Genomic DNA, 12700 nt, shown 5'->3' with positions numbered 1-12700 from the left:
TCGCCTCACTACCACGGCCCCTGCTTTCCGCCCACCCACCAGACCATCCCCACCGTCAGCGTAGGCTGATCCGCAGAAAGAACTCCTGGCTTATTCGTCAGGAAGAACGGAACATTGCTCCAGTCCCTGCGATACTCCACCCGCGTCAGAAAACCCTCGCCAAACTTATACTCATAGGTCCCGGTAAACTCCTTCAACGCCTGCGTCGTCCCGCTGAACAGGCCGCCGCGATCCGACAGATATTCCGTTCGTCCTCCCAGCGCCATCTTCGGAGTCAACTGATACCGCGCATAAGCCGCGCCCCCATCCACATGCGATGGTGCCGAAGACTCACCCGGCAAAGCATTAGCCCACTGACGCGAGATCAGATAGTCTCCCTCAAGCGAAAGTGAAAGCTTGGGCGTAGCGTTCCACGTCACGTAGCTGTCGAAGATGTGCTGTTTGCCATCTGGCGCGGGGTTGATAGCCTGTAGGCACAGCCCAGGCTGCACCGGAGCCGTGCAGTTCGTGGCTGGCGCAGTGTCCGGATGGTCCTGCCCCAGGTAGTAGTTGAAGTTCCAAAGAACACTCTTCGCAGGTTGTGCCGTAAATCCGAACAACTCATCCTTGAACGAGTTGGTTGGCTCCGACTGGTCAGTTCCATTCACCAGCCAGTAGTTCGCCGTCAGCTTGTCGCTCACCTTGTAAGTTGCGCGAACACCGGCATGGTAGAACGGCAGATAGTCAAAGAAGAACGACCGCGAATAGTTCACCTGGTCCTTCGTATAGTTGCCTTCGATCCCTAGCGAACTCGCCCACTTGCCCACGTCAACCGTAAGTCCCTTACCCAGCGGAACAACGTAGGTTCCATAAACCTGGAAGATATTCCGGTAGATATCCGGTCGCGGTTCATTCTGCGGGCTTCCCTGCAGCGTCTCCGTGGCCTGACCGAACTGCAGATCTAATCGAACCCCATACCTCCGCCCCGCTGCAACGTCAGGGTCCAGAGCAAACACGATATCAGCCTGATTGATGCTGAAGGCATTACTCAACACGTCATACGCCCGAAGATACTGCACCCGGCCGATCGGATGGTTGAAGTCGTAGTCGTAGTAGCCGTCGAAGGTGTAGTTCAACGTCGCTCCTCCTGGCAGTTGCGTCGGCAGCAGAGCAGGCGAGGGCGCACTCTGTGTTGCCGGAGCTTGAGTGCTTGCCGCTACCGCTACCGCGACCGGCACAGGTGCCACGCCGCTGCTCGATACTCCTTCTATACTCGCGACGCTCGCCCGCATCTCCGCACTCGGTGTAGTCAGCACTGCGGGCCTCAGCGTGGCCATCTCTGTCGCGGCAACGGAGTGTTCCTTATGCACCTCGGCCTCCAGGGCGCTGACTCGCGATGCCAGATCTCGTACGGTCTGACGCAACTCTTCGACCTCCGCACTCGTGGGCGCGGCGACGGCTGTCTGCGCGCTCGCAGCCAACCCGGTGAACAGCACGGCGAACGATGAAAAAAACAGAAAGGAATGGAAGTAACGCATAGGCAGGCCTCTCGCAAACGATTACAAGGATTAGCTAATCACGTCCAAAGTAAATTGGCCGTAAACGTCAGAGCTTTTCTCCTCCACCGGAATGCTGGGGCTGGGCCTCCACAGGTAAACTGGAATCAAGTGGCCTCCAACTACACCCTCAAGCAGCGGCTCATCCTGGCTATCGTCCCGCGCATCGCGAGTGCGGCCATCTGCCTCCTTGGCATGACCCTCCGCTTCGAGGATGTCCGTGACCCCGGCGCTCCTCTCGGCTTCGACGCTCCGCCGCCTGCCGTCTATGCCTTCTGGCACCGGTGTCTCCTTACCAGTGCCTGGCACTTCCGCAACCACGATATCGCCATCCTCATCAGCCCCAGCTTCGACGGCGAGCTCATCGCCCGTACCGTAGAGCGCCTCGGCTACATCGCCATCCGCGGCTCCAGCTCTCGCGAGGGCTCTCTTGGACTGCGCAACATGCACCGCGCCTATCTTGCGGGGCACTACTGCGCCATCACTGCCGACGGTCCACGTGGGCCCGCCATGGTCGCAAAACCCGGGGTCACCCAGCTCGCCCAGCTTGTCGACAGTCCCGTCGGCACCTTCTACGTCCTGCCCGAACGTGCCTGGCAGCTCCGCTCCTGGGACCGGTTCCTCATTCCCAAACCATTTTCAAAAGTCTTCATCGGCTGGCCCCTGCTAACCACAGCAAACCAGCCAGCCGTACAGGCAGCCCTTGACCGTTCCGTCGAGCTCGCCGAGCTTCGAAAGAGCAGGTCTCCAAGAACCAAACCTTGAGAACGTAACCCCGAAAATAAAGTTGAAAAAGTTGGCGCATTTTTTGGCTCGAAAATTAGCCACGCAAAACACCACAACGACACCATCATTCACCACACATCGCACCACGTTTTCACCACTAAAATTGACATAGATTTGCTCGTATCCGACTTCCATTTCGACCTTCCCGAAGAGCTGATTGCCCAGTCCCCACCGGCGATTCGCGGCTCCAGCCGTATGCTCGTCTTCGAGCGCGCGACAGGCCGATACCACGACAATTTTTTTCGCAATTTACCCCAGATCCTCCAGCCCGGCGACCTCCTGATCCTTAATGACAGCCGTGTCTTACCCGCTCGCCTCTATGCCACAAGGGCTCGCAGCCGGCAAACGCAACATAGCTCTCCCGATCCAACAGGCCACATAGAAGTGCTTCTAACACAACAACTTGCAGAACATGAATGGAGTGCATTAGTTCGTCCAAGTCGCAAGATCCAAGCCGGAGAACGCCTCCTCTTCCACGCCCCGAACGAAATCGAACCCATTCTCGCAGCAGAAATCCTCACCGTAGGCGAGTTTGGAGAACGTACCCTCCGCTTCTCGGCAACAGCGGACTTCCACCCCATCCTCAACAAAATAGGCCACATGCCGCTACCCCCCTACATCCACCGCGAGGACAGCGACGCCGACCGAGACCGCTACCAGACCGTATTCTCACAACAGCCAGGAAGCGCAGCAGCCCCCACGGCAGGCCTGCACTTCACCCCTGAAATCCTCGCTCAACTCAAACAAAACAAAGTCCAAATCGAGACCATCACCCTCCACGTAGGCCTTGGCACCTTCCAGCCGGTCCGAGCTGAAAAGCTCGAAGATATCCGTCTCCACGCCGAGCACTACACCCTAGCCCCCGCCACCGCTGAGGCCATCAACAACGCCCTTAGGGAGGGCCGCCGTATCGTTGCCGCGGGCACCACCACCACCCGCACCCTCGAACACTGCGCACAGGTATCTGGAAGCAAGCCGCTCATTGCCCACTCAGGAAAAACGAGCATCTTCCTCAGTCCCGGCCATCAATTTAAAATCGTAAGCGGCCTTCTAACCAACTTTCATCTTCCTCAATCCACGTTGCTTATGCTTGTCAGCGCGTTTGCGGGAGGGGGGGCGGGAAGAGAGTCAGTCCTCGCCGCCTACGGACATGCTGTCCGGGAAAAGTATCGATTCTTCAGCTACGGCGACTGCATGCTTCTTCTCTAAACGCTAACGAACCATCCCAATACCGACACCACTACCCCTCCCGCGCTACCATCTAAAAGTCATGGCGAACTCTGCAAATCAAGCAAAACCCGAAACATCCCAAACGAAGCCCCCTATCTATCTTCTGGATAGCATGGCCTTCATCTTCCGTGCCTATCATGCAATGCAGCGCCAGCGCCCGATGTCCACCCGGACCGGCATCCCCACGGCGGCAACCTATGTCTTTGTGAACATGATTAATAAGCTCCGCAAAGACTTTTCCCCCCACTATCTCGCCGCCGTTTACGACCTTTCCGGTCCAGTCTTCCGCGATGAACGCGCACGCGAGATGAAAGCAGTGAAGAAGTTCAATATCAAGACCCAGCAGTTTGAAGAGATTGACTACCTCGGTTACAAGGCCAACCGCACCGAAATGCCTGCTGACCTTACTCAGCAGCTTCCCTTTATCCGCCGCGCCCTTGAGGCCTTCCGCATTCCAATCCTCAGCTACGAGGGATTCGAGGCGGACGACGTAATAGGCACCCTCTCCTGTAAGCTTTCAGCGCTTGGCCATAAAGTCTATGTCGTCTCCTCCGACAAGGACATGATGCAGCTTGTCAACGAGGATGTGGTTATCCTCAATCCGACAAAAGACAACCTCATTCTTGATCGCGCTGGAGTAGAAGCGTCTCTCGGGGTTGCTCCGGAGCGCGTCATAGACGTTATGGCGCTTCGCGGCGACGCCATCGACAACATCCCAGGCGCTCCCGGCATCGGTGATAAGGGATCCGTTGAACTCATTCAGCAGTTTGGCAGCGTCGAAGCAGCGCTCGATCATGCCGACGAGGTGAAGCGTAAGACTTATAGGGAATCGCTGCAAAACAACCGTGCGAATATTCTGCTCTCCAAGGAGTTGGTAACTATACATACCAGCGTGCCAATTGACTACGATCTGGACGACATGCTCACTCAGTCGCCCGATAACGCTGCTTGCCGCGAACTTTTTTCCGAGCTTGAATTCACCACTCTGCTGAAGGAACTTGCGCCATCTGTTGATAACACGCCCATTGTTTTTAATCTGTCACCGAAACTAGAGCAAATATCGGATCTTCTGTCCGACGCTCGCTCTATCGGCTCATCTGGTGAGATTGCAGGCCTAACGCTAGCTGTCTTTGAAGATGCCAGAGCGCTCTCTGAAGAGAGCAGTTCCGATACGTTTACGGAAGAAGAAGTGGAGCCCGAACCACCACCGTCCGGTTCTATGTCCCTCTTTGGGGTCCCCGAACTAGCAGTATCGGAGATGCAAAGGCCAGCCGTTCCAACCTCACTCCAGATCGGCATTACCACCTCGGCTGATTCAGCGATGGTTGTTACATTCGACGCTTCTGGTCTTCGAGAGGCGCTTGAAGATGAGGGTTTACCAAAACACGTTCACGACCTTAAAGCTGTCCTTCGCGCACTCGAACCTCACGGCATTAAGCTAGCAGGCGTCAGCGACGATGTCATGTTGTACAGCTATCTGATCAACCCGACGCATGGGTCGCACATTCTTCCCGACGTCACGGCCCGTTTTACAGACCGTGCTCTTCCCCATGCCTCGAAGACTCCCAGCGCATCTGAGATTGCGAACCTTCTCCCTGAGGCAGCAAACGCAGTCCATCGTCTCACGGGTACTCTTCGAACTCAAATCGAATCCGCTCATCTGACTCATATCTACGAGAGTATGGACCTCCCTCTCGTGCCTGTGCTTTTACGCATGGAGCAGGCCGGCGTACGGATTGATTCGAACGTCCTTAGTGCGATGTCCACTCGTCTTTCTGTCGAGATGGATAACCTCGCCGAGCGAATCTACTCAGACTCCGGCCATCGCTTTAACATCAATTCACCTAAGCAGCTTGGCGAGGTCCTTTTCAATAAGATGCTTCTTCCCAAACCGATGAAGTATGGCAAAGGAAAGGTGGTTAGCACGGCACAGGATGTACTGGAGGAGCTTGCCGAGCATCACCCGGTTCCTGCATTGGTACTTGAATACCGGCAGCTCTCAAAGTTGAAGTCCACCTATCTGGACTCGCTGCCACAGCTTACCGATGGCCAGGGTCGAGTCCATACGACCTTCAACCAGGTCGGCACCGCAACTGGTCGTCTTTCGAGTACAAATCCCAATCTTCAAAATATTCCGATTCGCACGGTGCTTGGCCGGGAGATTCGCGCCGCATTCATTCCTGCGCCTGGAAATGTTCTGATGTCTGCTGATTACTCGCAGATTGAATTGCGCTTGATGGCGCACTTCTCGCAGGATCCGTTGCTGCTCGACGCGTATCGCACCGGCAAAGATATACATACTCTCACTGCAAGTGAGGTCTTCGGTGTCGATGCTGCCACGATGGATAAGGAGACGCGCGCGCGCGCCAAGGCCGTCAACTTCGGGATTGTTTACGGCATCAGCCCCTTCGGGCTTGCAGCGCAGCTCAATATAGACCAGAAGACCGCGAAGATTTATATCGAGACTTACTTCGAGCGCTACCAAGGTGTTCAACGTTTCATCGTGGAGACCCTTGAAGCGGTCCGCCGCGATCAGTCTGTTAAAACCTATTTTGGTCGCATCCGCCCAATCCCGGATATTCAATCTCGCAACCCCAACATGCGCGGCTTTGCAGAGCGGACCGCCATTAATACTCCTCTGCAAGGGACCGCTGCGGACCTCATCAAGCTGGCTATGCTAAAGATCGATCAGCTCATTCGTGACCGCAAGCTTAGGTCGCAGATGACTCTTCAGGTTCATGACGAACTTCTCTTCGATGTTGTTCCGGAAGAGGCAGATGAGTTGCAGCAGTTGGTTAAACAGGAGATGGAAAACGTCGCAGAGTTTTCAATACCAATTGTTGCAGAGATAGGAATCGGTCAGAACTGGCGCGATATCAAGTGATCATTGACATTTTGTTTTGCTATCTGACTTAGTTAAAAAGGTACGGATGTCATGAGGGGTAGCGTCCGAGTTTTCCGACGTGGTTGGCAGTAGCATGGTTAGACAAGATATGACTGACGCAACTGTACTGTCCCCCCCGATTCTGCTGCATATTGCTCAAACTCTCAACCTGCCGATGAATGGCCTGGTCGCTGTTATAGCGCTGCTGGACGAAGGGGGCACCGTGCCCTTCATCGCTCGATATCGCAAGGAGGCTACAGGCAATCTCGATGAGGTGCAGATTCGCGACATCGGGGAGAAGCTCGCCTACTTTCGCGATCTGGCTGCGCGGAGGGCGACGATTCTGGCTTCGATTGCGGAGCAGGGCAAGTTGAGCGATGAGCTGAAGTCGAGGATCGAAGCGACTTTGGATAAGAGTGAACTTGAGGATTTGTATCTGCCGTACCGGCCTAAGCGGAGGACGAAGGCGACGATTGCGCGGGAGAAGGGATTGGAACCCCTTGCTCTGTATCTGTGGGAGCAGAAGATCGCGGAGGAGTCGTTGAGTGTGATGTCTCCTCGATTCGTCGATGCAGAGAAGGGCGTTGCTTCGGTCGAGGAGGCGCTTGAGGGCGCGAGGCACATTGTCGCGGAGATGATCAGCGAGAGCGCGGATCTGCGGAAGGCTGCGCGGATGCTCATGTTTGAGGAAGGCATTGTCGTCAGCCGGAGGGCGATGGATGCGGTGGATGAGCAAGAGAAGTTCAAGATGTACTACGAGTATCGCGAGCCAGTGAAGACGATTCCGTCGCATCGAATGCTGGCGATCCGCCGGGGCGAGAGTGAGAACGTTCTTTACTTTTTGATTGAGTTGGAACCGGCCCGGGCGGCGGGGGTGCTACGACGTGGAGTGCTGCGGGAGCAGGGAGACTGGACGACTCATCTGGAGCTGGCGATCGAGGATTGCTGGTCGCGGCTGCTGAACTCGTCCATCCAGGGGGAGCTGCGGCTGGAGTTGAAGAAGCGTTCTGATCTCGATGCGATTCAAGTGTTCCGCGATAATCTGCATCACTTGTTGCTCGCGCCACCGGCTGGACCTATCTCCGTGTTGGGGATCGATCCAGGGCAGAGGACTGGATGCAAGGTGGCGGTGGTGGACGAGACCGGGAAGTTCCTGGCCAACGATGTGCTGTATCTGCATACGTCGAAGGGAGCTGCCGAGGCTGCAGGAAAGACCCTGGAAGCGCTCGTCATCAAGCATCAGGTTCGTGCGATCGCCATCGGGAACGGGACGGCCTCGCGAGAGACAGATGCCTTTGTTCGCGAGTTTCTGCGGGAGCGCGGGCTGGAAAACATCTTCTCGGTGACGGTGAGTGAGTCTGGTGCGAGCATCTATTCGGCTTCGGATGTGGCACGCCAGGAGTTTCCGGACCTGGATCTTACGGTGCGTGGTGCGATCTCGATTGCGCGGCGGTTGCAGGATCCTTTGTCTGAGCTGGTGAAGGTCGATCCCAAGTCGATTGGCGTGGGGCAATATCAGCATGATGTGGATCAGCGACAGTTGCAGCAGTCGCTGGAGACGGTGATTGAGAGCTGCGTGAACCGGGTTGGGGTTGACCTGAATACCTCATCGTGGACTTTGCTGCGGTATGTCTCCGGTGTTACGGAGCGGACTGCGTTGAACATTGTGAGTTATCGCAACGAGCATGGACGGTTTCGCTCGCGGACCCAGTTGATGAAGGTGCCGGGGATCGGTGCGAAGACGTTTGAGCAGGCTGCGGGATTTCTACGGATACGGGATGGGGAGAATCCGTTGGATATGACTGCGGTGCATCCTGAGTCGTATCCGGTGGTGGAGCAGATTGCGGCTTCGCTGAAGGCTCCGGTGGAGGAGCTGATCAAGAGTCCCCAATTGCTGGAGAGAGTGGATAAGAGCGCGGTTTCGGCGGGCAGTTTTACTTTGAACGACATTCTGGAAGAGCTAAAGAAGCCGGGGCGGGATCCAAGAGACAAGTTTGTTGCACCGAGCTTCAACGAGAGCGTGCGAGAGCTGGCGGATGTGATGCCGGATATGGTGCTTGAGGGTGTGGTGACGAATGTGACAAAGTTTGGTGCGTTCGTGGACATTGGGGTGCACCAGGATGGGCTGGTGCACATCAGCGAGTTGTCGGTGAAGTTCATCAAGGATCCCTCTGAGGCGGTAAAGGCAGGGCAGATCGTAAAGGTGAAGGTGCTGTCTGCCGATGCGAAGACGAAGCGGATTGCGCTTTCGATCAAGGCGCTGTACGAGAGTGGGCCGCGAGGGCAGAGGCAGGCTCTGCCTTCGCAACCTGCGGCGAAGGGGCAGGGGAGGCCGGTGGTCAAGACGCAGGTGCAGGTGAAGACGCAGGCTCCGGCTCCGGTTTCGTTCGATGACAAGTTGGCGATGCTGTCCTCCAAATGGAAAGGGCGGTAGTTGCCGGAGCTACGTAGTTGTCGAGGTACCCTCCCCCCTCCCCTCCAGGGGTATCTTGGGGGTAAGGCGCTTATAATCATAGGTTTGCGGGCGATAGGTGGCTGCAAAATATTGATAGCAAAAGACTTGCCTGCAAAATATAGATAAGAATCATCTTATGACGGTTTTGTTCTGTTAAACACGAAGCCTCGGCGCTGGCCGAGGCTTTTCTGTCTGTGTCCAGTTTAACCGATCAGGCACAGGTTATGTGCCACACGATTCTCCTTGATTGACGCGGGTTTTGATGTTTCGTGGGCTTGACAGTGTTTGAAGATGTTTTTTCTTCGTGGTCGGATAAGGCGAATTGCTACTCTTCGATCTAAATGATCGACAGAATAAGCGGTTCCGGAATGACGAAAGCAACCGCAGATTCCTCCGCTTCGCTGCGGAAGCCAAACAAAAAAACGTGCAACCGCAGATCCCCTTCGGGGATGACAACAAGAGAACAAGCAACGGCAAGAACCGCAACAAGGGCAATAACAAAAGCAACGGCAGCCGCAGATCCCCTTCGGGGATGACAACAAGAGAACAAGCAACGGCAAGAACCGCGACAAGGGCAATGACAAAAGCAACGGCAATTGCAGATCCCCTTCGGGGATGACAACAAGAGACAGGAATGTCAGATTCCTCCGCTTCGCTGCGGAATGACAACAAGGAACAGGTAACTGCAGCAAATCCAGCTACAACAGCGCAAGTGGTGGATTGAGTCTAGGGCGAGAGGATTTGGGTGGTGCGGGCGTGCCAGATGTCAAGCAGGGTAGAACCTATGGTGAAGATGACCGGGCCGAGGATGATGCCTAGAGGGCCGAAGACTGCGATGCCGCCGAGGATGGTGATGAGGATGACGGCTGTGTGGGCGCGCAGGTGGCTGCCGATGAGGATGGGGTAGAGGATGTTGTCGATGGTGCTGACGATGAGTCCGCCCCAGATGGCGAGGAGTGCAGCCTTGCCCCAGTGACCGTTGAGGCCGAGGTAGATGGCGATAGGTCCCCAGACGAGGAAGGCACCGAACGCGGGGATCATGGCGAAGGCCGTGAGGGTGATCGCCCAGAGGATGATGCCGGGGACGCCAAGAACCCAGAAGGCTAGGCCGGCGAGGACTCCCTGTACGAGCGCTATGGCGAGGCGGCCCAGGAAGGTGGCGTAGATGGTGTCGTCGATGCGATCGAGGAGCTCTGTGGTCTCGTCGTCGCGAAGGGGGATGATGGAGCGAAGGGCGGCTAGGGCGAGAGCGCGGTCGCGAAAGAGAAAGAAGAGCAGGAAGAGCATGACGACGACTTCGGTGATGAAGTGGACCGAGTTGCCGAGGATCATCGCTGCTTTGCTGCCGACGTAGGCGGCGGTGGAGCGGGCGGCATTGTTGACGTCGATGGAGGCGGAGAAGGCCTCGATGCGGTTGGCGAGGGCGGGATGGTTGCCGATGTAGTCGGTGACGAGGTTCTGGGTGTTGGGATTGCGGAGGGAGACGATGGCGCTGAGGGCCTGTTCGCCTAGCTCCTGCGCGAGGAAGAAGCCGGGGACGATGACGGCGAGGATGACGAGAAAGACAGCGACGGTGGCGCAGGTGGTGCGGTTTCGAATGTGCTTCGAGAGGTGGTTATGCGGGATTTCAGTGACGACTGCGAGGACGATGGCTCCGACGATGGCGGAGAAGAAGGGCTGAAGGATGAAGGCGCAGAGGATGAGTACGGCAAGGGTGAGCAGGAAGAGGGTGATCTGTCTCCAAGGTGTGTCTTCCAGGACTTTTCTGCCTTCCTGCATGGATTGAATGCTCCGATGGTTGGGTTAGATGCGAATGTCCTGTTGTTGGCTGAGATTAGAATACGTGGTCGGTTCTTTGATGCGGGTTTGAAGTGGGGATGGAAACAGCAGATTCCTCCGCTTTACTGCGGAATGACAACAAAACGACAGGCAGCGGCAACGACAACAACAACGGCAACAGCAGCGGCAATAGCACCAGCAACAAAAACGACAACGGCATGACAACGGTGTTGAGGAGGTCTAATCCAGAGATGAAGGTGCCGCGGTGGCGGTGAAGCGGCGTTGCTATTACTTAGTGCGTGGGCGGATTGTCGGTTACGCCAGAGGGCTATGGGGGAGCGCTGTGGCCGTTGCATTGAAGAACGCCGAGGTAGGCGCTCCATGGGCCTACGGCGTCGCGGTACTGGTGAGCCATGGTTCTCGCGATCTGGTGGAGGTGAGTGAGGTCATGAACTGCCCATGCAGCGAGAAGCTGCGAGAGCGTCACTGGGCCGAAGGCTGGATGGCGTCCACGCCGATTGAGATCCGATGGCTGAAGATTCAGTTCGCGCAGCTCGTCGAGATTTCTTTTTCGAAGGTGGGTAAATTCGTCGAGTAAGTGATCGAGCGACTGACCCTGACCTGCGCGTGTCTGCCGGTTAAGAGGCTCGAATGCCTGGTCTTCGCCGAATTGCAGGATTGTTGTTGCGCGGGTGATCCAGTCTGCTTGTTCACAGTGAATGAGGTGCCCTACAACGTCGAATGCGCTCCAGGTGCCGGGACCTTCATCGCGTAGGGTCCATATCTCGGGCTGATTGCGGAGGAGAGCGTTGAGGGTAGCGGGGGTGTGGCTGAGCAACGATATGGTCTGTTGCAGATCGTGTGGCATCATAGGCCTCGATCTCCGAAACAGCGCATCGGAGGTTCTGATTGTGACAGGTATTTAGGGGATTTATGGAGCTATTAGAGTTCCATGGCGAATTGGTGGGTGGGCTCGTAGAGGCTGGGTTTGGGTTCGGTGGAGAGGTCGAGGATGAGGCGCTCGAGGACGAGGAGTTTGTTGGCGGGGGAGCTGCGGAGTTCGAGGTCGGCGCGGGCTACGAGGCGGATGGCGCGGGTGAGTTCGCGGCGGGATTTGTAGCGGCGGGCTTGCTTGATGAGATCTTCGGCGGCGAAGGGGGGCATGCGGAAGCCTTGCCAGAGAACTTGCCAGATGGCGCGGGAGTCGCGGACGTTTTTCTCGGAGATGATGAGCATCTGGCGGAAGGTGCGGGCGAGCATGTAGAGGTGGCCGATGGCGGCGTCTTCGCCACCGTCGGAGGCGTTGAGGAGGCCGTGGAGCAGGAGCAGGGCTCGGGGGCGGTCCTTGGCGGAGATGGCGTCGGTGAGCTCGTAGAGGGAGCGCTGCTTGGCGGCGAGGACCATGGTTTCGACGTCGCCGAGGGTGACGCGATTTTTGGCGACTTCGGTGCCCCGGGCGGAGACGTAGAGGAGGAGCTTTTCGAACTCGCTGGCGATGAGCATCATGTCGGCACCGAGGGAGTCGACTAGCTCGTGGGCGGCGTCGGGGTCGAAGCGGACGCTGCGGGATTCGGCGGAGGTGGTGACCCACTTGATGGCGTCGTTTTCATCGACGCGGGCCAGTTCTACGAAGCCGCACCAGTCGCCGAGGGTTTCGCGGATCTTTTCGAAGCGCTCTTTGTCCTGATAGTCCATCTTGCGGAGGTCGGTGGGGATGCGGAGATGATCGGCAACGAAGACGATGAGGGCGGAGGGATTTGGCGAGCGGAAGTATGCGTCGATAGCGGCGAACTCTTCCTTCTTGCTGCCGCGTCCGTAGAGGGTTTTGAGATTGCGTACGAAGAGGACCTGGAAGGGCGCCATGAGGGAGGGGGTCTGGGCGCGGTCGAGGACCTCGAAGATGCTGGTCTCGGCGAGGTCGAGATCGTGGAGGCAGAAGTCGCGGGTTTCTTCAGGGGCGAGTGTGGCGAGGACGGCCTTGCGGCAGCGGTCGTAGAGGAAGACCTCGTCGCCGAGGAGGACGTAGGCGGG

General features: G+C 56.9%; 9 protein-coding genes. 5 read left to right on the top strand and 4 right to left on the bottom strand.

Going from position 1 to position 12700, the window contains the following annotated elements; translation table 11 throughout:
- Positions 1-8 precede the first annotated feature (8 nt).
- On the bottom strand, positions 9-1517 hold the full coding sequence (locus GSQ94_RS08565) for a porin (protein WP_158943135.1): 1509 nt from the start codon (positions 1515-1517) through the stop codon (positions 9-11).
- Positions 1518-1646: 129 nt separating this feature from the next.
- On the opposite strand from GSQ94_RS08565, the gene GSQ94_RS08560 reads away from it, so the two are divergent.
- The 4 genes from GSQ94_RS08560 (at position 1647) to GSQ94_RS08545 (ending at position 8869) form a co-directional block, all read left to right on the top strand.
- Positions 1647-2300: a lysophospholipid acyltransferase family protein gene (locus tag GSQ94_RS08560; RefSeq protein ID WP_158943134.1), complete on the top strand. Its 654-nt coding sequence runs from the start codon at positions 1647-1649 to the stop codon at positions 2298-2300.
- A 135-nt stretch (positions 2301-2435) separates the two neighbouring features.
- Complete coding sequence (gene queA / locus GSQ94_RS08555) at positions 2436-3530, top strand: tRNA preQ1(34) S-adenosylmethionine ribosyltransferase-isomerase QueA (RefSeq protein WP_158943133.1); 1095 nt, start codon at positions 2436-2438, stop codon at positions 3528-3530.
- A 133-nt stretch (positions 3531-3663) separates the two neighbouring features.
- Entirely contained in the window at positions 3664-6435 is a 2772-nt protein-coding gene (gene polA, locus GSQ94_RS08550) for a DNA polymerase I (RefSeq protein WP_254063743.1), read from the top strand.
- Positions 6436-6544: 109 nt separating this feature from the next.
- Positions 6545-8869, top strand: a complete 2325-nt coding sequence (locus tag GSQ94_RS08545; protein ID WP_158943131.1) for a Tex family protein — start codon at positions 6545-6547, stop codon at positions 8867-8869.
- Positions 8870-9616: 747 nt separating this feature from the next.
- Here GSQ94_RS08545 and GSQ94_RS08540 read toward each other — a convergent pair.
- On the bottom strand, positions 9617-10669 hold the full coding sequence (locus tag GSQ94_RS08540) for an AI-2E family transporter (protein ID WP_158943130.1): 1053 nt from the start codon (positions 10667-10669) through the stop codon (positions 9617-9619).
- Positions 10670-10767: 98 nt separating this feature from the next.
- Between GSQ94_RS08540 and GSQ94_RS08535 the strand changes: the two genes are divergently transcribed.
- Positions 10768-10944, top strand: a complete 177-nt coding sequence (locus GSQ94_RS08535; protein WP_158943129.1) for a hypothetical protein — start codon at positions 10768-10770, stop codon at positions 10942-10944.
- Positions 10945-10997: 53 nt separating this feature from the next.
- Here the strand turns inward: GSQ94_RS08535 and GSQ94_RS08530 are convergent, their stop codons facing one another.
- Both GSQ94_RS08530 and holA read right to left on the bottom strand, forming a co-directional pair.
- Positions 10998-11540: a DinB family protein gene (locus GSQ94_RS08530; RefSeq protein WP_254063742.1), complete on the bottom strand. Its 543-nt coding sequence runs from the start codon at positions 11538-11540 to the stop codon at positions 10998-11000.
- A 71-nt stretch (positions 11541-11611) separates the two neighbouring features.
- Positions 11612-12700, bottom strand: a 1089-nt coding sequence (gene holA, locus GSQ94_RS08525; RefSeq protein ID WP_158943128.1) for a DNA polymerase III subunit delta, incomplete at its 5' end; no start/stop codon positions are given.

The sequence above is a fragment of the Granulicella sp. S190 genome (genome assembly GCF_009766095.1).
In the GTDB taxonomy this organism is placed as follows: Bacteria; Acidobacteriota; Terriglobia; order Terriglobales; family Acidobacteriaceae; genus Edaphobacter.
This window is presented reverse-complemented; position numbering and strand designations above follow the sequence as displayed.